We start from the raw sequence: 22,795 nt of genomic DNA, 5'->3' as shown, positions 1-22,795 counted from the left end.
TAGTCCCTAACTATAATAATTTAAAAAGCAGATGGCTTTAATCATTTATATCATTATCTATCAATGAAGTAGGGTGGCTTGTGCCACCCGTATTAGTTTGAAAGTTAAAATAATTTTTTCTGTGGTGGGCCTGAGAAATTCATTTTGCCAATGCTATTCATTAACACTTCAACGACAACAGGTTGCTTCAAATCGACGGCTTGGCGTAGTGTTGATTCGAAATCTGTAGCTTTATCTATCGTAAATGCCTGAATCCCCATAGATTGAGCGAGTTGGCTAAATGAAGGCGTGAGTAACTCATTATAGTATTGGCGGTCTGAAAAATATTTTTCCTGAATACCTCGCATTACGCCATAACCTTGGTCATTCATAATAATCAGAACAATGGGGAGCTGCTCTTGTGCCATGGTGGCCAATTCACCTATGCCTAACATTAACCCGCCATCACCCACTAAGCCAATAACAGGCACATTCGGATTTGCTTTGGCACTGCCAATTGCCATAGCGAGTCCTAGACCAATCGCACCGGCTAATGAGTGAATGTTGTGCATTGGTTGGGTCGCTTTGAGTAAACGGCTTCCCCATAAACTCCCTGATACCGTAATGTCTCGGACAAAAATACCGTTACTCGGTAAGACTTGCTCCACGGCATCACTGAGTTGGCTATAAGGGCCACATTGTTGCCTGAGTTGCTCTTCTGCCTGCTGTACGGCCTCTTGCACTTGTTTTTTCCACTGAGTAGAGATAGGGCGCTTGGCTTGTTCAATTTTATCGGCAAGTGCTTCAAGTAAACTTTTGCAATCCCCAGTTACGGTTAAGTCGGCTAAATAGTTGCGATTGGCTGCGAGTGGGTTTATATCGATTTGTATGATGGGATGTGGCAAAGGTAATGACCATGTTTTGGTTTCATTACTGCGTAAACGCGAGCCAGCGACGATGGTTGAATCACATGAACGCAGTAATGCATCAATGGAATCTGCATTATGAAAAGCACGTAAGCTGAATGGGTGGTCATCCGATAAAATACCTCGCCCATGGGTGCTGCTGATGACGGCAATCCCCGCATCAGCAAGGCGTTTGACAGCATCTTTTGCTTGTAGAGCACCTGCGCCAACCCATAATAGAGGCTGTGTAGCGTGTTGAAGTTTATCCCAAATTGCATTGACTAGCGATGTACAACAGTCAGGCAGCGTAGAAGGGGGAAGTGGCACACTGAGCACAGATAATGGCACTTGCGCACTTTGAATATCAATTGGAATTTCGATAGAGACAGGGCCGCAAGGTATCGTTTGAGCAACCTGAATGGCTTTATGTAGAGTGGCAACGGCTTGTTCGGGGGTATGAACACGAAAAGCTTGCTTAGAACTCGAACGTAAAAAGCCGAGTTGGTCATGGGTTTCATGAATAAACCCTGCGTCCATATCCAGATAAGCTTTTTCAACTTGCCCAGTAATATGGACCATGGGGGAGCATGCATTCATGGCTTCAATCATTGAGCCAACAGCATTCCCAGCTCCTGCTCCCGTACTGGTTAACGCTACCCCTAATCCAGTAAAACGGCTATGTGCATCCGCCATGGTAACGGCTCCTGCCTCCCCACGACTTGGCGTAAAATCAATCACTTTTCGGCGCCCGATAGCATCTGCTATGGGTAAATTATGAATTGAAATAACCCCATAAACCGTTGTGACTTGGTATTGTTCGAGTGTTCTGGCGATAGCTTCGCCAACTGTAATCATTTCAGACATTATGTTTTCCTCAATGCTGCCATAATCCGGTGACGGATTTGCTATTCACACCAACGGTTTGGTTGTGGGTTAAGTGCCAGAAATAGGCTTTTTTGTTGCATATAGGCTTTGAGGATTTCAAGGCCTTTTTCGCGGCCAATGCCACTTTCTTTAAAGCCGCCAAATGGCGTTGAAATAGAAAAAACTTTATAGGTGTTGACCCAAACGGTTCCGACATCAAGGGCATCGGCGAGCTTAAACGCCCGAGTGTAATCTTTTGTCCAAATACCTGCTGCAAGCCCATAAACAGAATCATTAGCTTGTTGAATTAAATCGTCTTCATCATCAAATGGCATAACGACGAGTACGGGACCGAAAATTTCTTCTTGGCAAACAGTAGATTGGTTATTTAAGCCTTCAATAATCGTCGGTAAAAAATAGTTGCCATCTTGGAGTACAGGGTCAGCCGGTGCGGTTCCACCAATACGGATCCTCCCGCCTTGTTGTACGGCTTGTTCGACATAGTTTCTGACGCTGTCTCGGTGCGAAGGGGAGATTAATGGCCCCAAATGAACGCGCTCTTGCCTTGGGTCACCAATAATCAGGTTGCGGGTTAGTTGCGTTAATTTTTCCATAAAAGATGAGTAGATATCTTTAGCCACAAACAGGCGCGAACCCGCGATGCAGGCTTGCCCCATCGAACTAAAGATACCGTAGCAAACACCGTGTGCAGCAATATCAAGGTCAGCGTCTGACAACACGATAGTTGGGGATTTACCCCCAAGTTCGAGTGACGTGGTGATAAGTTTATCTGCCGCAATGTGAGCCAGTTGTCGTCCCGTATTGGTGCCACCCGTAAAGGAGATTTTTTTCACCAGAGGGTGGCGAACCAGTGCATCACCGACAATCGATCCCTTACCCGGGAGCACGCTCAATAGGCCGCTGGGTAAACCTGCTTGCTCAAATAGCTCAGCTAGTTTTAATGAAATTAGAGGCGTGGCTTCTGCGGGTTTTAAAATTACGGCGTTACCTGCGGCAAGGGCTGGGGCAATTTTTTGCATATCACTGGCAATCGGGGAGTTCCATGGCGTGATCGCAGCGATCACCCCGATAGGTTGGTAAGTACTTATCGTCATTAAGTCGGGCTGGCGGCGAGGAGGAAGCTCCCCGCTGGATACCTCACAAACAGCGGCAAAGTAACGTGCGGTGGCCGCTGCACTCATGACTAAACCACGCGCTTCTGCCCACGGTTTGCCGTTATCCAAAGTTTGTAATTGCGTTAAAGCTTCCCGCTGTTCGTCAATTAGTGTGCTAACTTTATATAAGATAGTGGCACGTTGATGTGCAGGCATATTGCGCCAAGTAGGCTCCCGCCACGCTTTATCTGCTGCGAGAACGGCCTCTTCAACATCGTCAAGGCTAGCACTGTTAAGGGTGGCAATTACCTGATTATCCCCCGGAAAACGCGACTGCATTTCAGGCCCGCGACCTTGCTGCCATTGGCCACCAACAAAAATATCCATGTTGTTCATTATTTGGCTCCTATTAAATAGCTTGCTGCCCAGCGACACGGCGACAAATTTCAACAGCACTTAAGGCCGCTAACATCGATGTTTTTGGGTTGGAAGGGAGAGGATTTCCATTGAGTTCAATATAGAAATGGCCAAAATCACCCGTAACATCAATGCGATGTGAATTGTGTGTGGTGTTTGGGTCAACAACTAATTGAACTTGTGTGGCATCCATCCCAATGCCATACAGCGCGACAGTGGCAGCGACATTGGCATTTGCGGGAAAATTCAGAGCCGCTTCACGAGCACTGCCACTAAAGAACACCGTAGGCTGTGTCACTTGTGACAAATCGACATAACGCTCAGCCGCGCCATTGCGCCAACTTGCGGGGCTTTTACGTGACTGGTAGGTCACCTGAGTGATATTGGCTTCTTTTGCCGCACGTAAGCCATCAAGCCCTGCAACAGCGCCAGTCAGTGGGATCAACTGGCTGTGGTGGCGTTGGGTTAAGGCGACCAAGTGTTGTTCAAAGTCCGTGTCTGCAAGTGCACCTGTAGAGATAATGGCCAGTGTCCAGCCTCTTTCTAGTACCGTTGGTGCATATTGCTTAACGGCTTGGTGCCCCGCGCACTCCAACACTAAATCAGGCGGCTCGATAATATTATCGAGGCTATCTATTGGTGTGACCGCTCCTTTAAAGCGTTCCAAGATAGCTTGGTGGTGATGAGGCCGAGCAATAATGTAGCGCAATGCTATCTCATCAGGTAAGCGAGTAATCACTTCTTGCGCCATTGCACCATAACCAATCAACATGAGTGTTTTCATCATTAAGTCCTTTAAATATGATGGCTAAAGCCACCAGAAACATCTAAAGCGGCACCCGAGGTAAACGACGCCATGGGAGAGGCTAGAAAGACTAAGGCACGCGCGGGCTCTTCGGGTTTTCCTAAACGTTGCATTGGTATGCCTCTTTTTTTAGCGATATCGCCAATCCACTGTTCCCAATCGAGATTTTTGTCACTACGATTATCGAAGCGACGTCGCCATTGGTCAGATTCGACCATGCCAAGTAAAATAGAGTTAACGCGGATCCCTTTAGGTAACAGTGTTTTCGACAAGTTTAGTGTCATGTTTAATAGTGCTGCTCGAGCTGCCGAGGTGGCGACCATATGCGGTTCAGGTTGTAAGGCCAGCAGTGAATTGACACAGGTAATAGAAGCAATATTTGATAGTTCTAAGAATGGCAAAAAAGCATTCACCGGGTTAATGACTCCAAATAGTTTGAGTTGGGCTTCATGTAACCACGCTTCTTCAGGGGTATCTGTATAGCTTGCGACATAGCCTTGCCCTGCGTTGTTAATCAGTAAGTCAACTTGGCCAAAGTGTTGATAAACCCGCTGAGCAAAGGCTTCTGTCTGTGCTTTTTCAAGGACATTACATTGCTGGGCGATAAATTCACCTTGAGGGTAAAGCTCGCGCAATGTTTTAAGCGTTTGTTGCAGCTTTTCATTATCACGGCCGCAAAAAGCGACTTTACAACCTTCGTCGAGTAGCAGTTTGACGGTTGCAAAGCCTATACCGGAGCTTCCTCCTGTCACGACAGCAACACGGTTATTTAACTGTAAATTCATGCGCTTTCCTTTATTCAGCTTGGCAATAGACCGTCTCTAAAAATTGTTGTAAATGATGATTAAAGGTGTCTGGTGCATCCAGATAACTGGCGTGTCCCGCTTGGTTAATTAGGAAATAAGGGCAATTTTTTTGTTGTGCGAGTCGCTCTACTTGTGCAGGTGGCGTAATGGTATCATCAGCCCCTACCAGCATTTCGATTGGCCCGTTATAATCCTTTAAATACAGATAGATATCGTCATGGGCTAACATCCAAGCTGCGGCAAGAAAGCCTTGGGGATTGAGTTTTTTCATATTCTGTCTAACCCAATCAATTTTTTCAGGGGCTGCGCTTGGTGATAACAGAGCTGCGGCTCGATTTTGGGCGTAGGACTCTATTCCTGAATTAAATACAATGTCACGCCGTTGTTCATACACTGCATTTTGTTGTTCTGGGCTTTTAGTGGCATAGCCTTGAGCTGGGTTGGCTAAGAATAATCCTTTCACTTGTTGCGGATATTGTGATGCGAAAGCACTCGCCATCAATGCGCCGAGTGAATGCCCAACTAAAACAACCTGTTGTAGTTCTAACCTATCAATGAATGTTTTTAGTGCCTTCGCATAGTCAATAGCCGTTGGGGTTTGTGTATTTAGCGCTGAGCTACCTGAATAACCTGGGGCATCCCAACTGAATAGCTGATAGTGGTCAGTTAGTGATGAAGAGGCCAATTGGCTTACCCATGAGGCAGAGCCGGAGCTAATTCCATGCAGTAAAACCACCGCATTTCCATGGCCAGAACTGCGCCAATTGAGACGATATTGGCCAAAATCAGCCAGTTGCTGTGCGGGGAGTTTTTCGATTAGCAAATTCATCACTGATAGCTCCGACTAATTACGTTTAACTTTAGATAACGGGTGTTCTTCTGGATACGTTGGAATTGCAGGCTTTGGTGTGCCTATCATGACGCACATTAACGCCTCTTCTTCCCCGTGGTTAAATAGGCCACGATAAATCCCTGCAGGAACTGAAATTAGGTCGCGTTCTTTAAGAACGGTTTCATATTCTTCATCGCCATCTTTTACAAACAACGTGATAGTGCCTTTCAACATAAAGAACACTTCTTCAACATCGGGATGTAGGTGTAATGGGCCTTCGCATTTGGCAGGAAGAACCATTGTGGAGAAGGTAAAGTTCTCTGCGGGAACGGTATTGACATCGTTAGAGACGCCAGTGGCTCCTGTTCCGATATAGCGCATTTGGGCTCGACGATATTTAGGGTCGTAATCCGCTTGGAATTTCAGGGCATTCCAGTCGTATTTACGGCCTTCAAGGCGGGCAATTCGTGACTCAATCCATTGTGCCATTGGCATATCTTGTGGTTTGATTTGAGGTTGTGACATGGTGTTATCTCCAATAAAAAATGAGTTAATATTTTTTCAGTAAAGGCAGTAGTAGTAAGCTGCCAACCAGACCAATAACTACGATGAATAACAGACCGCTATCCATAGTGTGAGTAACAGTGATCAGGACGCCCATAAGTAAAGGGGCGGCCGCGCCAGCGAGATTGCCGAGGCCATTGAAGATGCCTCCCGCTAATGCACTCACTTGTTTTTGTGTGGCTTTGGCAAGCAAGGCAAAGATATTCGGGGCACCGGCTCCCCACATAAACATGCTAAATGCCATCATAAGAATGATGCTGTAGGTCTCGGTAAGAAATAGCACCATTGCTAGCCCCAGTACGGCACCTAACAGAGAGATGAAGCACACTAGAGCTCGACGGTCATAACGATCAGATAGCCATGCACCGATGGCTTCACCAAATAACATGGCGATAAAAGGAAGGGAAGATAAGATCCCTGCATGCTCTAAGTGGATGGATTTCCCTTTAATTAAATAGCTTGGTAACCAGCCATTCATTCCCCAAAGATAAACAAGAAAAGCGATATTAAACATGCAGATAATCCAAAAATGGCTATTTTGGAATAAACGTTTTTTATGGGCTTTCATTGCGGCCAGTTGCTCTGCTGGAAGTGTTTCACCCGTTGTATTTTTCGTTTGTGCTTGGCGATTGACTAAATTAGGGTGACGGATGCCTATGACCACTAACCACCAAACGGGAACGGTAAAGGCCGCCATGACAAAAAATGTACTTTGCCAACCGAAGTTATTAAGTAAATACAATGAGATAGGAAATCCTAGCGCTGCACCTAACGGTGTGCCTAATAACCACATCATAGTGGCACGAGCTTGCATTTTTGGCGGAAAAGTACGGCGTATAATAGCGTATGCGATTGCTAACAAAGGCCCTTCAGCGATCCCCAATAAGACTCGAAGGAAAATCATCGTGCCGTAGTGGTGTGTGAATCCCATAAAAATCATGAGAAAACACCAGCTGCTGATCATAAATAACAGCATTTTGGTCGGGTGAAATTTGTCGCCAATACCACTTAATAGCATCGATGAAATGCCATAAGCGAATAAAAAGGCGCTCATCAGTAGCCCTAAACGGGTTGGGTCAAAATCAATTCCCAGCGCTTGTTGAAACTTTTCATCAGAAAACAGAGCGGCAATACTAATTTTGTCAAAGAAAGCCAGCAGTACACAGGAAAATAAGCCGATTGGGATGAGCCAATTGATCTTCTCAGGCACATCTTGTGCTGCTTGAGTATTTTCTGAATTTTTTAGGGTAATACTCTGATTAGCCATGTTATTTCTCCTTGCTGGCCACTATTTCAGTGACATCAGTGAAAATGTGGGATCAGCAAGTTGTGAGGGATCCAATTTACGGTGGCTCTGCATCCAACGTTTACCTAGCTTGATTGCCCGAGCATCATTAAAAGCAATCATTTGCACTAATTCATTAGCTTCACTTAATGAAAAATGCACCTCAGAATTAGCAGTATGACGTTGAATGTGTTTTAGTTTTTGTGAGGTTGGGACGCCTAAAATTTGGATATTGTCTTGGTATTGATCTGACCATAACCAAGCGAGTTCATTGAAGCCTTCAGAATGTGGGTTAAGCATGGCTTTTGCGGTCGTGATCGCTTGGTTCTGTGCATAAGCCCATGATTGTAAACATAAAGACAATGTGGGATGGCAAGCGACGTCGCCCGCAGCGTAAATATTTGGGTGAGAAGTCTGCCCTTGGTGATTAATCACAATACCGTGGGTAACATCAAGACCCGCTTCTTTGGCAAGTTCGAGATTTAATTCAACACCAATCCCCATAACAGCGAGATCGAAATTTTGCGAAGGCTGTTTTTGGCAACTAATTTGTAATCCACTTGTTGTCGGCTCGCCAAGTTCGATATCTCCACAATCGGTTATGACATGAACACCTGCTTGTGTGTGGCGTAATGCAAGAGCCTCTGAAACATTCTGCGGTACACTTCGTTCGCATAAGCGGCTTTGCCGCTCAAAAATGGCCACATCAATCCCCATTTTTCGAGCAGAAGCTGCAACTTCTAAGCCAATCCACCCACCGCCAATGATGGCCACTTTTTTTGCCTCAAGCAGCGCCGAGCGTAGTTGTTGTGCATCGTTCCATGACCGCAAGGCAAAGACTTGTGGGTGTTTCTGCCAATCACTTGAGAGGTAACGGGGACGCCCGCCAGTGGCAAGTAACAGTTTTTCAAATGTCACAATGCGGCCATCATTGAGGTGGATCCATTTTGTTTTCGTATCAATTTTAGTGGCGCGAACTGGACGAAACCATTGTAAATTTAAGGCCTGAGTTGCTTCTTCACTGAATAATCGTGATAGTGCAAAGCTCTCTTGGGTGAGTGCAGCTTTAGATAGAGGTGGGCGCTCATAAAAATCATGGTCTTCATCACTGATCACACTGATTGTGCCTTGGTAACCTTCATCGCGTAAAGTTTTTGTCGCCAAACCACCTGCTTGTCCACCACCGATAATGACGATACCGCCTTGGATTAAGGAGTTCATTAGCTTACTCCTTCACCGGTTTTACTTGACGACGTGTTTCATAATCGAGACCACCTTCCACAGCCCATTCCGTAAATGAAACTAAGGAATGTTCCAGTTCGCGTGGCTGCCATTTATCGGTTAGGTAATCGTCATTGGTGTAATATTCGAAAGCACCACCAGTTGGGCTATTAACGTACCAAAAATAGGCAGATGAAATAGGGTGGCGACCCGGTCCAATAAAGGTGCTCCATTGCTGGCGGTTCATTGCTAGGCCGCCGCCAATCACTTCATGGATATCACGAACCGTAAAAGCGACATGGTTGAGGCCGCTGCCACGATGAGGAAGCTTCAGCAAAAACAGGTTATGGTGGCAACCGTTTATTTGTGTCCGTAAAAAGACGGCACGGTCGATATAACGGTCAGAAACTTGAAAACCCAGTTTTTGGCAATAGAACGCTTCTGTAGAAGGTAAGTCATCAACAAAAAATACCACGTGGCCGACGTTAATAGGGGTGGCTTTTTCGTAAACCGGGCTGGGTTTATCAATACGGCGAATATCCCCCCATTGGTTGATAGCGGTGACTTCTAATTCAACCGTTTTTTGTTTACTGATGGTAAAAGCGACTGTCATGCCATTTGGGTCACGGCATTGTGCGCCATCTGGCGTCAGTTGAAAGCCATCACAAGGTCTAATTTTCTCAATGATCTCTTGGAGTTTATCCAAGTTTTCAACACCCCATGTAATGCGGCGCAGTGTTGAACCCGCTTCAAAAGGGGCTGGCAGATTTGGGTCTTGGTGTGAAAATAACTGTATTTCTGCACCAGATAAGGTCGTGAATAACGAGGCGTTATCAGAGGCCGCTTTGAGGCCAAAATCATGTAAAAATTTCTGGCAGCTAGGGATATCTTCAACACCAAATTCTAATTTTTCTATTCCAATCACTGACATTGTAAAGTCCTCTATCGATTGGTGTTATTGCCAAAGGTTTTTTTGGACAAAAAGAACCTGAGGCTTATGGCAATAAACCTAAAAATGTGTGGATGATATTTGGTTAACGCTAAACGGCTTTTGCTTGGCTCATGCCACCAATAAATTCAGTGAGTTTTTGGGCTGCATAGCTCACTTCATTTTGTAATCGCCGGCACTCTTGTGCAGGGATGCTATTCATTGGCACCATGATGCTAATCACCGCTTCTACGCCATTCGCTTGGTTATAAACAGGGTAAACAATGGATGAAATTCCTCGACGATAAAATGATTCACCAATCACATAGCCTCGCAGTTTGTCAGCTTGGATCATTTGCCAAAATTCCTGCTTACAGCCTGCGTTATCGGGGAGTTCATCATCAGGGTAAAGCGCATCAAATTCAGCGCGAGTTAACCCGCTGAGTAGCATTCGACCCAGTGAGGTTCGGTGCGCTGATAAACGCGTGCCTACGCTAACATGGTTAATCTTTGATTCTGCGCCACTGACTCTGGCGATATAAATAATGTCCCGACCATCTCGAATGACTAAATGGCTGTTACATTGGCTTCGGTCTCTGAGTTGCTCGATAATGGGCTGGCCTAACTGGGTTAAATCGAGTGAGGCAATATAGCCAAGACCAAGGCTGAGTACTTTGCGGCCTAATGAAAATGCTCCAGTACGTGGATGTTGGACGAGGAAATCCAAGTGCACTAAGGTTTGGATCGCACGGTAAGCCGTTGCTTTGGGCATATCGACTAAGCGGAGGATCTCTGCAAATGTCAATTCGCGATGCTGTTGAGCGAGTAACAGAAGAAGCTGTAGCCCTTTTTCCAAACCGGGTACTAGATATTTACACGTTGAATTCATGGTCCTCACCTCTTTACCGACTGAATGGCGAAATTAGTTAAAAATAAAGCCACCATTAACTGGGATTAGCTGGCCTGTGACAAAATCGGCCATGGGCGAAAGCAAATACAAAGCGGTTCCCGTAACGTCTTCGGGCATCTGCTCTCCTTGTAATGCTCTGCCATTTTCATATAGCTGGTGGCGCTCAGCGGGAACGTATTCGGTCGCTTCGACTTTAGTGAGCCCAGGGGCAATCGCGTTGACGCAAATACGGTGAACACCGAGTTCACGTGCCATTGAGCGTGTCATACTGATGATAGCCCCTTTACTGGCGACATAAGCCATTAGCTTGGGGGCTCCCCAAAGTGCGGTATCAGAGGCAATATTGATAATTTTGCCGCGGGAACTCTGCTTTAAAAAGGGGAGAGCGGTTTTGGTGACTAGCCACGTTCCTCTGACGTTCACTGTCATGACCTTATCCCATAGCGCCAAGTCATATTCGTCGAGCAGCTTCCCACCCACTCCGGTTGCCAGAGCCGCATTGTTAATCAGCCCATCAATTGCGCCTTGTTGACCAATACTGTTGAATGCATGAGTGATTGAGTCAGGATCCGCTAAGTCGAGAGAAACACCTTGGGCTTCAAACCCTTGTTGTTGTAAGGACTCGACACTTTCTTGTAATCGTTGTTCTAGGATGTCACACAAGATAACTTGAGCACCTTGTTCTGCGGCGGCTTGTGCGAAACTCAAGCCAAGTCCTCTCGCAGCTCCTGTGATTACAATGCGTTTTCCTGCCAAGATATCATGCATTTTCAGTTTCCTTATTGTTGATTAAGTCAAACTGCTTCTTCGCTTCGCGTTGCATAATACGGCGTAGGCGGGATAAACCCACATCGTGCTGATAAAGAAATTCTTTATCACGTGCATTTGGTGTGAGGTTTTCTAAAATAATGCGATCTTGTTCTAAAACATCCCAATGCAGTCCTTCTAGGCGGTTGCGGTACATAAAGCGCCATAAATCACGTTGCCAGTCTTTCACTTTGCGAATACGCCAAAAGAAAACACGAGTATGGTGACGGTCTTCAGGTACGACCATGCCGATAATCCAAAAGTGCCCACCAGGGCCGAAGCGTTTTTGATATGGGATAGATAAACGCAGCCAATTTGCACCCGTACTCGCGAATTCCACCCAGTCAAAGTTGACACCTATTTGGTCATTTTTACGGAAAATAAAGCCATTTTTTGTTGCTTCTAGGATCATTTCTGATTGTTTGTCACCTTCCGCCATTGAGTGTGATGATGAATGGAGGTAAGTGCCATGCATTGGGTCCATCACGTTTTCTAGTGCATATTGGTAATTGCATTTCCACGATGCAGTACAGAGGAAATTGCTGTGGTTTTCGTCATCAGCTAATTCTTCAGGAAATTCGAGGGTGGGAGGTGTTTCACCGTCAATTACCGCAAAATAGAGAAAGATGGCACCATGGACTTCTTGAACGGGATAGGTTTTTAAACATTTTTGGCCTTCAAGAGGGCATTGGCTGACCGCTGGAACATCTTTAACGACGCCATCTCCACCGACTTCGACACCGTGATACCAGCAGGCAATACGTTCACCCAAGTTCCAACCCATTGATAAACGGGCACCACGGTGAGGGCATCTATCTTCTAAGGCATGAATTTGGCCTTTATCATCACGCCAAAGCACGATTTGTTCTTCTAAGCGAGTAATACCGATAGGGTTACTACTGACTTCCCAACTGGATAATACGGGGTACCATTGCCCGCGTAATCCGACATCCAGATAATCTTGGTAGTTTTGAAGTTGTGTATTTGTCATCATCATTTGCTTCCGTTTATCAAAGGTGTTTTTGTTTTCTTTTCTTAGTATGACAATGTGCTAGTAACCATTGACGAGAAGAAATTCGCGGAAACTGCTTGTGGACCAAGGTTGCCCTTGTCGGTCATATAATTGCTGTTGATTTAATGCACTAACTAATTCTTCAAGTGATTCAGTGCCTGCAGCGAATAGCGTTTCCAGTGCAAAAATGAGTTTGTTTTCATACTCATCAGGCATACGTGAACGTGTTTGCCAAACGATATTCGGTGCACTTCCTGGCGCTTGGATACTGCCTTTACCACCTTCTCGTGCTGGGATAATTTGATTATTTGCTGGTAAATACGGATTAATATTTTGAATAGGTTCCATTTCTACTCCTCAATCAAACTGATTTCGATTCGGTTATCGTGAATGCGTGTCTGGTAGGTTTTGAGATCTCGCCCACCAGGTTCGCGTAAACATTTACCCGTTTTAATATCGAAAACGGCTTCATGTAATGGGCATTCCACTTTGCCATCTTCAACAAAACCTTGGCTTAACAGGGCATAGGCATGTGGGCAAACATCTTCTAAGGCATAATATTGGTCTTCAACTAAGAAGATCCCAATTTCGGCATCATCAACTTTGGCTGAAAAAGGAAATTCTTCTTGAACTTGTGAGACATCGCAGACAGCAATCCAGCTCATGGTTTTCTCCTTTTGAATGTGTTGTAACATTTTGTTTCATATGCGAAACATTGTTTTTTATTTAAAACCAGATTAATTGTATGGGTGATTATTAGTCAATCAAATGTTGGTTAAATGTAAAATATTCGTTTCAAAATGTGGGGTGTGTCGAGGTTATGATGGAGTTTGGTTTCATATGAGAAACTTTCGATAGGTTTATTCAAATAGGACTACTCGTTTATGGTGTTTGGGAAGGAAGTCATGGAGAAATGTGAAAAATAATCTATAGAATAATAAGCTCAATATATAAATTAATATCAATAGGATATTGCATATAAGCTCTTAATATCCTATTGATGGTATATTCAAATAAATTATTTCACTTTTATTTCCTTGATCTCAAGTGAAGTTTTTTTTATGTTTTAGCGCGAAAATACCCTCACAGTGCTAAGGGGATATCTCAGTGAAAAGTGGTATACAGTTACGCATCAAAGGGAAAGTGCAAGGTGTGGGGTTTCGCCCCTATATTTGGCAGTTAGCCCACCAATGCAAATTATTAGGTGATGTTTGTAATGATGGTGAAGGGGTGCTAGTGCGTTTATGTATTGGTTCGGATCTCACTGAATTTACTCAGTTATTGTACCAACATTGTCCGCCATTAGCCCATATAGAAAGTATTGAACCGCAACCTTTTCAATGGGATAAATTACCCGATACTTTTACTATTCGCCGTAGTGGTGAAGGTAAAATGGACACGCAAGTAATTCCAGATGCTGCCACTTGTGATGCGTGCCAACAAGAGCTTTTTGCCCTATCAAATCGGCGTTTTCATTACCCGTTTACAAACTGTACGCATTGCGGCCCCCGTTTCACTATTATTCGTCATATGCCTTATGATAGACCCAATACCGCAATGGCCGATTTTCCTTTGTGCCCTAATTGTTTAGAGGAATATCAATCCCCAGCAGATAGACGATTTCATGCACAACCAAATGCGTGCGCGGTGTGTGGCCCTGAAATTAAATTATGCGACTCATCAGGAAAAACGATTGCAAATAAAGAGAACGCATTAGTCTTGGCAGCTCAGCAGCTATTGGCAGGGAAAATTGTTGCTATTAAAGGGATCGGGGGCTTTCACCTTGCTTGTGATGCGAGTCATGATGACGCAGTAGAGGCTTTGCGCGTTCGTAAATGTCGCCCAACTAAGCCACTGGCGGTAATGATCCCATCACTGAATTGGTTAGAGTTGCACAATATTCCGCCTAGTGATGGGCTACGTGCATTATTAAAAAGCCCAGCAGCCCCGATTGTATTGATTAAAAATTGGAAAAATTCTGAACTAAGCCAATATATTGCACCAAACCTAGCGGAAGTCGGTGTCATGTTGCCGTCTAATCCGTTGCAACACCTATTGATGGCACAAGTTAATCGCCCACTAGTGATGACGTCAGGAAATGTATCAGGAAAACCCCCTGTGTTGAGTGAGCAAGCTGCTCTGGCTGATTTAACGGATATTGCTGATTTTTTCCTCACTCATAACCGCGATATTGTCCAACGTGCAGATGACTCACTGGTGCGTTATCATGATGGGCAAGCGGAAATGCTCCGTCGTGCGCGGGGCTATGTCCCTGATTCGATTGATTTACCTAAAGGGTTTGAAAATTCCCCACCAATACTGGCTTTAGGGGCTGATCTTAAAAATACCTTTTGTTTATTGCGAGACAAAAGTGCAGTAATGAGCCAACACCTAGGCGACCTTGATGACATGGATATTTTTGAACAATACCAGTCTGCGATTGCATTATTTGAATCTATTTATCGTTTTACGCCAACCGCTATAGTTTCTGATATGCATCCTAATTATGTGAGTACGCGCTATGGCGAGGCGTTATCACAGCAATTACGAATCCCATTGATAAAAGTGCAGCATCATCATGCGCATATCGCAGCGGTAATGGTTGAGCATGGTTTACCACTAAATGGAAGTAAAGTCATTGGGTTAGCTTTGGATGGTTTGGGGTATGGTGATGACCACCGGCTATGGGGAGGTGAATGCTTACTAGTGGGTTATAAATCCAGTCAATACCTAGGAGGCTTGCCCCCAGTTGCACTGCCGGGAGGGGAATTAGCTTCTCGGCAGCCATGGCGTAATTTCCTTGCGCATTGTTTACAATTTGTCCCCCAGTGGCAAAAGCAAGAGAGCGTTGCTTATTTAATGTCATTTCCTTGGCAAGGCTTACAAAAGGCGATTGATAAAGGAATTAATAGCCCAACGGCTTCATCTACTGGGCGGCTTTTTGATGCGGTTGCTGCGGCGTTAGGTATTTGTACGGCACAAACTAGTTGGGAAGGGGAGGCCGCTTGTCAACTGGAAGCGATTGCAATGAAATCTCCCGTGAGCGTACATCCGGTCACTATGCCGTTAGTTGGCCAACAATTAGATTTACATACATTTTGGCAGCAATGGATGGCGTACTGTGCGCCTAAACCACAACGCGCACATGCATTTCATGTAGCGTTAGCGGAAGGTTTTACTGAGCTAGCAAGGAAATCAGCGAACCAATATGGTACTAAGAAAATTGTTTTGTCAGGTGGTGTGATTCATAACCAACTATTGCGAGAACTATTAGTGAATAACCTATCTGAGTTCGATGTGTTATATGCAAAACAATTTCCTATGGGAGATGGTGGGCTATCATTGGGGCAAGTCGCTATCGCTTCTGCGATGTTGAAAAATTAATCTATTACTGATGGGCAGTATTATATTTATAGGATTGTATATCTACCTATTTTTCAGCTTTTCATTTTAATAGATTATATTGTATTTTTGATATTGATTCTTATTTAACATATTTGTTTTTATATTAATAGTTGGATTATTATTAATACACCTATTCTGCTTAATTAATTATATTACGATAATGAATCTAAGTATTATAATGAAAAATAAATGGTTTTTTATTTTAAATGATGTGATGTATAACGCAGTATTGAAAATCAAATCTATTTTTTTATATTTTCCCTCTTGTTTTAACACAGGTTACTGAATCGATTTTTCTAGCAAATATATAAAAAAAATAAAATTTCTTATTGCCTATTGATGAAGATCAAATGATTTAGGAGCGGTAGGAATAGGATCTTATTTTATATTTATGCATCAGGTTAATTAAATAAGAATTTATTTCATTAGACTTGGTTTTGTTTACTTTTTTAAATAGACAAATACAAGCCAAAGGTGTGTGCATCATTTGTACACAGGGCTTTGTAGTATCTATAACCTTAAGATAATAAACAGAATTTGCCTAATGAATAGGTTCTAAGCCACCCATAATAATAGGAAAAAAGAATGATAGGAGATAACTCTATTATTTCTTCTCATGGTATTAATCGCCGTGATTTTATGAAGTTATGTACAGCACTGGCAGCAACAATGGGGTTAAGCGGGAAGGCTGCCGCCCAAATTGCTGAATCTATTAGTGACCCAGCACGACCACCGGTCATTTGGATTGGTGCCCAAGAGTGTACGGGGTGTACGGAATCTTTACTGTGTTCTACCCACCCGACCTTGGAAAATTTAATTCTCGATACCATTTCATTGGAATACCACGAGGTGCTGTCTGCCGCCTTTGGTGAGCAAGTTGAACAAAATAAACATAATGCGATGGAGAAGTATAAAGGGAAATATGTTTTAGTTGTTGATGGATCTATCCCATTGAAAGATGGTGGTATTTACTGCATGGTTGCAGGTAAACCGATTGTTGAGCATATCCGCGAAGTGGCTGAAAACGCTGCGGCCGTGATTGCGATTGGTTCTTGTGCTTCGTGGGGGGGCGTCGCTGCTGCAGGTGATAACCCAACAGGAGCCGTGGGTTTAGATCAAGTCATTAAAGACAAAACAGTTATCAATATTCCTGGTTGCCCACCTAATCCACATAACTTCCTTGCGACAGTCGCGCACTTAATTACGTTTAATCGCCCACCAAAACTGGATAGTAAAAATCGCCCAATGTTCGCGTACGGTCGTTTAATTCATGAACACTGTGAGCGTCGTCCTCATTTTGATGCGGGCCGCTTCGCAAAAGAGTTCGGTGATGATGGTCATCGTGAAGGTTGGTGTTTATACCATTTAGGTTGTAAGGGGCCTGAAACTTACGGGAACTGCTCAACATTGCAATTCTGCGATGTCGGCGGTGTCTGGCCTGTGGCAATTGGTCACCCTTGTTATGGTTGTAATGAAGAAAATGTGGGCTTTCACAAAGCGATCCATCAGTTGGCGAGTGTGGAAAACCCAACACCACGGGCGGATAAACCGGATGTCAATAACCGCGAAGGTGGCCAAATTTCATCTACGGCTGTGGGGCTAATCGGTGGTGTTGTCGGGTTAGTGGCTGGAGTCAGCGTGATGGCGGTACGTGAGCTAGGCCGTCAAAAACGCCAACAAGATACTGACTCACGGGGAGAATAACCGTGAATAGACGAAATTTTCTTAAACTTTCCGCTGGGGGAGCATTACTTGCGGGAAGTTCACCCAGTTTGGCGGGGCCAGAAAACCGCCCGCCGATTCCCAATTCTTTGGGAATGCTATATGACTCGACCCTGTGTATTGGGTGTCAGGCATGCGTGACAAAATGCCAAGATATTAACCATCCGGAACGTAACCCGGTCGGGGAACAAACTTGGTCAAATAATGACAAACTCACCCCTTATACCAACAATATTATTCAGGTTTGGAGCAGTGGAACAGGCGTTCATAAAGACCAAGGAAAAGACGGTTACGCCTACATTAAAAAACAATGTATGCATTGTGTTGACCCTAACTGTGTGTCGGTTTGCCCTGTTCAAGCCCTGAAGAAAGACCCAAAAACTGGCATTGTTCATTACGATGCCAGCGTATGTACCGGCTGCCGTTATTGCATGGTGGCGTGTCCTTTTAATATTCCGAAATATGCCTACGATGACAAATTTGGCGCAATTCATAAATGCGAGTTATGTAACCAAAAAGGTGTCGAACGTTTAGATAAAGGCGGCTTACCCGGTTGTGTTGAAGTTTGTCCAACGGGCGCGGTGATTTTCGGAACGCGAGAAGAATTACTCGCAGAAGCGAAAAAGCGTCTAACACTCAAAGTCGGTGATGAGTACGGTTATCCACGTCAAACTTTGCACAGTAATGACCCGAATGTGATTAAAGTGCCGAAATACGAATCTCATGTGTATGGCGAGCTCGAAGGCGGTGGCACGCAAGTTATTGTTCTTTCAGGTGTACCCTATCAAAACCTTGGGCTGCCTGAGTTAGAACAGTTGTCCACAGGAGCCCGTTCTGAGTATGTGCAGCACACGCTTTATAAAGGCATGGTACTGCCGCTCGCAGCGTTGGCAGGGTTGAGTTTCTTGGTGTACCGCAATACCAAAAATGATAAACACGAAGGAGATGACTCAAATGACGACGCATCATAAAGAGCAGCCGCTAGGCGGGCGTTTAGTCAGTTGGCCAATCATGGTCTTTGGGCCATTGGTGCTGATTTGTGTCATCTTGATTGTTAAACGCTTGGTCTTCGGTTTGGGCTCAGTTTCTGACCTAAATGGTGGCTATCCTTGGGGGATTTGGATTGCTTTTGACTTACTAATTGGTACCGGTTTTGCTTGTGGCGGTTGGGCACTGGCTTGGGCGGTGTACGTATTTAACCGCGGTGAATATCATCCGTTAGTGCGCCCTGCATTATTAGCCAGCTTGTTCGGTTACTCTCTCGGTGGTTTGTCCATCACTATTGACGTAGGCCGCTACTGGAACTTGCCTTACTTTTACATCCCCGGTTTCTTTAACACCAATTCGGTGCTGTTCGAAACCGCAGTGTGTATGACGATTTATATCGGGGTGATGGCGTTAGAATTTGCCCCCGCACTGTGTGAGCGCTTTGGTTGGAAGGTTTCGTTAAAACGTCTAAATAAAGCGATGTTCTTTATTATTGCTCTTGGCGCATTACTGCCAATGATGCACCAATCATCAATGGGGTCATTGATGATTTCAGCAGGGCATAAAGTCCATCCTATTTGGCAAAGTTATGAAATGTTGCCACTACTCTCATTACTGACTGCATTCATTATGGGCTTTTCCATTGTGATTTTCGAAGGGTCATTGCTCCAAGCCGCGTTGCGGGGGCAAGGCGCTGATGAACGGCCACTGTTTGTGCGTATCACTCGGATCTTGCAGGTATTGTTAGTGCTGTTCTTGGTCTGCCGTTTCGGTGAACTAATTTATCGGGGCAAGTTGCACCATATCTTCAATACCGATTTCTACGCCATGATGTTCTGGATAGAAACCGCATTAATGGTTTTCCCATTGATTATTTTCCGCATGCCATCATTGAGAAATGATTCACGGTGGTTATATGCAAGCGGTTTAAGCATGTTGATTGGGGCGGCCATGTGGCGGATGAGCTATTCCCTCGTTGCATTCAACCCTGGGGGCGGATACGATTATTTCCCAACAACAGAAGAACTTTTAATTTCAATAGGTTTTGTGGCAATAGAGGTATGCGCTTATATCTTATTGATCCGCTTATTACCTGTTATTCCAGCATTGAAAAAAACAACGATGAGCCATTCAGAGGCCCGAGGTAAAGCATGAGCCAACGTATAACAATAGACCCAGTCACTCGTATCGAAGGTCACTTACGCATTGATTGTGAAATTGAAGATGGAAAAGTCACCAAGGCTTGGGCTTCAGGCACGATGTGGCGTGGTATGGAAGAGATAGTCAAAGGAAAAGACCCTCGTGATGCATGGATGATCATGCAGCGTATTTGTGGGGTTTGTACCACAGTGCACGGTATTGTGTCGGTACGCACGATTGAGAGCGCCTTAAATATTGATGTGCCAGTGAATGCGCAGTATATCCGTAATATGATTTTAGCCGCGCATACTATTCAAGACCATATTGTCCATTTTTATCAATTATCGGCGTTAGATTGGGTGGATATCACCTCTGCGCTGAGTGCAGACCCAAATAAAGCGGCAGAAATTTTGAGAGGCGTTTCGACGTGGCCATTGAATAGCCCAGAAGAATTCACGCGAGTTCAAGATAAAATTAAAAAATTGGTTGCCAGTGGGCAATTGGGTATTTTTGCCAATGGGTATTGGGGGCACCCAGCGATGAAATTGTCGCCGGAGGTGAACTTAATTGCCGTCGCTCACTATTTGCAAGCCCTCGAATGTCAACGAGATGCTAACCGTATCGTGGCGTTATTAGGGGGGAAAACACCCCATATTCAAAACCTTGCAGTTGGTGGTGTGGCAAACCCTATTAACCTTGATGGTGTCGGGGTTCTGAACCTTGAACGCTTGATGTATGTGAAATCCTTTATTGACCGTTTAGGGGATTTTATTGAGCAAGTGTATAAGATTGACGCAGCGGTGATTGCAGCAGGCTACCCTGAATGGCTTGAAGTCGGTCAAGGTGCGAAACATTACATGTGTATGCCTGAAATGCCAATGGACGGTAAAAACGGAAGTTTCCTCTTACCGGGTGGCTATTTAGAAAACAGCGATTTTAGTACTTATCGCCCCATTACTAGCCATACAGATGAGTATTTGATCAACGGCATCAAAGAAAGTAGCAAACATGCATGGTACAAAGAAAATGAGCCACAAGCACCGTGGGAAGGTACTACGAACCCGGATTACACCGGTTGGGATGATGACGGTAAATATTCATGGGTAAAAGCACCAACTTTCTATGATAAAACCGTTGAAGTCGGGCCGCTCGCTGATTTGTTGTGTAAATTAGCGGCAAAACATGAACCGACAGAAAAACACTTTAATGATGTGGTAAACCTGTACCAAACACTGACGGGCAATACGATTGGTGTGGATCAACTGCATTCCACATTGGGCCGAATTATCGGACGCAGTGTTCGCTGCTGTGTGCTGAATGAAACTCTGTCTATTCAATGGCAAGCGCTGGTCGATAACATAGGAAAAGGCGATTACACCACCTTTGTGAAACCACATTTCCCTGAAAATGCCACGATTAAAGGGGTAGGTTTTGGGGAAGTTCCTCGCGGTTTATTGTCGCACTGGGTGGTGATCAAAGACGGTAAAATTGAAAATTATCAAGCGGTAGTGCCATCCACTTGGAACTCAGGTCCGCGTAATTTTAATGATGAACCAGGCCCTTATGAGCAAGCATTGGTAGGAACCCCTATAGCAGACCCCGCTAAACCCCTTGAAGTGGTGCGAACCATTCACTCATTTGACCCTTGTATGTCTTGTGCGGTGCACATTGTTGACCCTGAAGGTGGCGAAGTCACTAAGGTTAAGGTGCTGTAATGCGTATTTTAGTCTTAGGTGTTGGCAATATACTGCTCAGCGATGAAGGAATTGGGGTACGCATCGTTGAGGCTTTAGAACAACGCTATCATCTACCTGAATGCGTAGAAGTACTTGATGGTGGAACGGCAGGAATGGAATTGATTGGCCCAATGGCGGATAGAGACCATTTAATTATTGCCGACGTCGTGTTATCGAGCCAGCAGGCTGGCTCGATTTTAGTCTTACGCGATGACGAAGTTCCTGCGTTATTTACGCGTAAAATTTCTCCGCATCAACTCGGTTTATCAGATGTGCTATCAGCTTTGCATTTAACCGATGAATTCCCACAGAAGCTAACATTAGTTGGCGTCGTGCCTGAATCCCTCGAACCGCATATTGGTTTAACAGTAACTGGGCAGGCTGCTTTAGAGCCAGCTTTACAAAAGGTCATTGAGGTTTTGCGAAGCGAAGGCTTGGAAATCATAGCAAAAGAAGAGAGTTTGCATGCCGGATGAAATCTTAGGTTATGACACTAACCCTCGGTCTCTGGTGGAGGCCGCATTTACGCGGGTTGCTGAACAATCGATGCATGATTTGTCATTTTTGCATCCGACGATGCCAGTGCATGCCAGTGAATTTTCACTGTTTGACGGGCAATGGGTGGGCGTGGTGATCACGCCATGGATGCTCAGTGCGATTATTCTACCGGGGCCTGAACAATATTGGCCTCGTCGCATGGTCGGTGACAAGGTCGGGTTAATCCTCCCCTATGGTGAAATGACGTATACCGTGGGTGAATTAGACGGTTTAACTCAATATGTTGCTTGCTCATTAATGTCGCCATTAGAAAAGAAAATGACACCGAAGCAAGGTATTCACTTGGCGGATGATTGTCAGCGAATTTTGTTATCGCTTCCAGTGAGTGACCCAAATATTCCTCAAGCACCTGAACGCAGAGCATTGTTTACCCGCCACTTAAGGGGGCAGGATGCATGAGGTTTCGTTATGCCAAAGTACGATAGAAATTATTGAACAGCAGGCGAAAAAAAATGCAGTTAACCGAGTCACTGCTGTTTGGCTTGAAATCGGTGCGCTCTCTTGTGTCGAAGAGAGTGCCTTTCGCTTCAGTTTTGACGTCGTTTGCCGTGGTACGGTTGCAGAAGGCTGCCAGCTTCACATTATTTACCAGCCCGCACAAGCATGGTGTTGGGATTGCAGTGAAATAGTGGAAATAGACAGCCATCAATCAGTTTGTCCATGCTGTCAGGGGTTGAACCTGAAAGTGGAAAGTGGGGAGAGTTTACGTATCAAAGAGTTGGAAGTGGAATAGCTTTTTGAGGTGAGCTTGAGGTGTATCAACCAGACCCTATGGATTATGTATTAACCTAATTTAA

General features: G+C 44.8%; 22 protein-coding genes. 8 read left to right on the top strand and 14 right to left on the bottom strand.

The features are described 5' to 3' along the window. Window positions 1–104 precede the first annotated feature (104 nt). The 14 genes from P3L44_RS16655 to nirD all read right to left on the bottom strand — a co-directional run bounded on the left by P3L44_RS16655 (window position 105) and on the right by nirD (window position 13,115). A complete protein-coding gene (locus tag P3L44_RS16655; protein ID WP_272661591.1) occupies window positions 105–1,748 on the bottom strand; it encodes a thiamine pyrophosphate-binding protein in 1,644 nt (547 codons plus the stop codon). A gap of 41 nt (window positions 1,749–1,789) precedes the next feature. Continuing rightward, on the bottom strand, window positions 1,790–3,259 hold the full coding sequence (locus P3L44_RS16650; protein ID WP_272661592.1) for an aldehyde dehydrogenase: 1,470 nt from the start codon (window positions 3,257–3,259) through the stop codon (window positions 1,790–1,792). 13 nt (window positions 3,260–3,272) lie between these two features. Continuing rightward, complete coding sequence (locus P3L44_RS16645) at window positions 3,273–4,064, bottom strand: aspartate dehydrogenase (RefSeq protein ID WP_140171529.1); 792 nt, start codon at window positions 4,062–4,064, stop codon at window positions 3,273–3,275. Window positions 4,065–4,075: 11 nt separating this feature from the next. Then, window positions 4,076–4,870, bottom strand: coding sequence for an SDR family oxidoreductase (locus tag P3L44_RS16640; RefSeq protein WP_140171530.1), 795 nt, complete (start codon window positions 4,868–4,870; stop codon window positions 4,076–4,078). A gap of 10 nt (window positions 4,871–4,880) precedes the next feature. Beyond that, complete coding sequence (locus P3L44_RS16635) at window positions 4,881–5,720, bottom strand: alpha/beta fold hydrolase (RefSeq protein WP_140171688.1); 840 nt, start codon at window positions 5,718–5,720, stop codon at window positions 4,881–4,883. 15 nt (window positions 5,721–5,735) lie between these two features. Then, window positions 5,736–6,248, bottom strand: a complete 513-nt coding sequence (locus P3L44_RS16630) for a cupin domain-containing protein (RefSeq protein WP_410480037.1) — start codon at window positions 6,246–6,248, stop codon at window positions 5,736–5,738. A gap of 25 nt (window positions 6,249–6,273) precedes the next feature. Continuing rightward, window positions 6,274–7,554 (bottom strand): MFS transporter, encoded by a 1,281-nt coding sequence (locus P3L44_RS16625; protein WP_272661593.1) that lies wholly within the window; start codon window positions 7,552–7,554, stop codon window positions 6,274–6,276. 21 nt (window positions 7,555–7,575) lie between these two features. After that, window positions 7,576–8,793 (bottom strand): NAD(P)/FAD-dependent oxidoreductase, encoded by a 1,218-nt coding sequence (locus P3L44_RS16620; RefSeq protein WP_272661594.1) that lies wholly within the window; start codon window positions 8,791–8,793, stop codon window positions 7,576–7,578. Window positions 8,794–8,797: 4 nt separating this feature from the next. Continuing rightward, entirely contained in the window at window positions 8,798–9,724 is a 927-nt protein-coding gene (locus P3L44_RS16615; RefSeq protein ID WP_272661595.1) for a VOC family protein, read from the bottom strand. 109 nt (window positions 9,725–9,833) lie between these two features. After that, window positions 9,834–10,610 (bottom strand): IclR family transcriptional regulator, encoded by a 777-nt coding sequence (locus tag P3L44_RS16610; protein ID WP_140171535.1) that lies wholly within the window; start codon window positions 10,608–10,610, stop codon window positions 9,834–9,836. 33 nt (window positions 10,611–10,643) lie between these two features. Next, a complete protein-coding gene (locus P3L44_RS16605) occupies window positions 10,644–11,399 on the bottom strand; it encodes an SDR family oxidoreductase (protein ID WP_140171536.1) in 756 nt (251 codons plus the stop codon). Then, window positions 11,392–12,432, bottom strand: coding sequence for an aromatic ring-hydroxylating oxygenase subunit alpha (locus tag P3L44_RS16600; protein WP_140171689.1), 1,041 nt, complete (start codon window positions 12,430–12,432; stop codon window positions 11,392–11,394). Before P3L44_RS16600 ends, P3L44_RS16605 begins: the two co-directional genes overlap by 8 nt. 57 nt (window positions 12,433–12,489) lie before the next feature. Then, window positions 12,490–12,798, bottom strand: coding sequence for a recombinase-like helix-turn-helix domain-containing protein (locus P3L44_RS16595; RefSeq protein ID WP_004257971.1), 309 nt, complete (start codon window positions 12,796–12,798; stop codon window positions 12,490–12,492). A gap of 2 nt (window positions 12,799–12,800) precedes the next feature. After that, window positions 12,801–13,115: a nitrite reductase small subunit NirD gene (gene nirD / locus P3L44_RS16590; protein ID WP_094961062.1), complete on the bottom strand. Its 315-nt coding sequence runs from the start codon at window positions 13,113–13,115 to the stop codon at window positions 12,801–12,803. Window positions 13,116–13,557: 442 nt separating this feature from the next. Here nirD and hypF point away from each other — a divergent pair, with 442 nt between their 5' ends. The 8 genes from hypF (at window position 13,558) to hypA (ending at window position 22,731) form a co-directional block, all read left to right on the top strand. Further along, window positions 13,558–15,834: a carbamoyltransferase HypF gene (gene hypF / locus P3L44_RS16585; protein WP_272661596.1), complete on the top strand. Its 2,277-nt coding sequence runs from the start codon at window positions 13,558–13,560 to the stop codon at window positions 15,832–15,834. 606 nt (window positions 15,835–16,440) lie between these two features. Beyond that, window positions 16,441–17,559: a hydrogenase 2 small subunit gene (gene hybO / locus P3L44_RS16580; RefSeq protein WP_125890382.1), complete on the top strand. Its 1,119-nt coding sequence runs from the start codon at window positions 16,441–16,443 to the stop codon at window positions 17,557–17,559. A gap of 2 nt (window positions 17,560–17,561) precedes the next feature. After that, entirely contained in the window at window positions 17,562–18,548 is a 987-nt protein-coding gene (gene hybA, locus P3L44_RS16575) for a hydrogenase 2 operon protein HybA (protein WP_140171538.1), read from the top strand. After that, window positions 18,532–19,719: a Ni/Fe-hydrogenase cytochrome b subunit gene (hybB, locus tag P3L44_RS16570; RefSeq protein ID WP_140171539.1), complete on the top strand. Its 1,188-nt coding sequence runs from the start codon at window positions 18,532–18,534 to the stop codon at window positions 19,717–19,719. Before hybA ends, hybB begins: the two co-directional genes overlap by 17 nt. Then, a complete protein-coding gene (gene hybC / locus P3L44_RS16565; RefSeq protein ID WP_140171540.1) occupies window positions 19,716–21,419 on the top strand; it encodes a hydrogenase 2 large subunit in 1,704 nt (567 codons plus the stop codon). Before hybB ends, hybC begins: the two co-directional genes overlap by 4 nt. Further along, window positions 21,419–21,916 carry a HyaD/HybD family hydrogenase maturation endopeptidase gene (locus P3L44_RS16560; protein ID WP_140171541.1) on the top strand — a complete coding sequence of 166 codons (498 nt, stop codon included), beginning with the start codon at window positions 21,419–21,421 and terminating at the stop codon, window positions 21,914–21,916. Before hybC ends, P3L44_RS16560 begins: the two co-directional genes overlap by 1 nt. Continuing rightward, a complete protein-coding gene (hybE, locus tag P3L44_RS16555; RefSeq protein WP_140171542.1) occupies window positions 21,906–22,397 on the top strand; it encodes a hydrogenase-2 assembly chaperone in 492 nt (163 codons plus the stop codon). The genes P3L44_RS16560 and hybE overlap by 11 nt, the downstream gene beginning before the upstream one ends. Further along, a complete protein-coding gene (gene hypA / locus P3L44_RS16550; RefSeq protein ID WP_102137877.1) occupies window positions 22,390–22,731 on the top strand; it encodes a hydrogenase maturation nickel metallochaperone HypA in 342 nt (113 codons plus the stop codon). The genes hybE and hypA overlap by 8 nt, the downstream gene beginning before the upstream one ends. The last annotated feature ends 64 nt before the right edge of the window (window positions 22,732–22,795 follow it).

It is taken from the genome of Providencia sp. PROV175 (assembly GCF_032707045.1).
Classification (GTDB): Bacteria; Pseudomonadota; Gammaproteobacteria; order Enterobacterales; family Enterobacteriaceae; genus Providencia; species Providencia hangzhouensis.
This window is presented reverse-complemented; position numbering and strand designations above follow the sequence as displayed.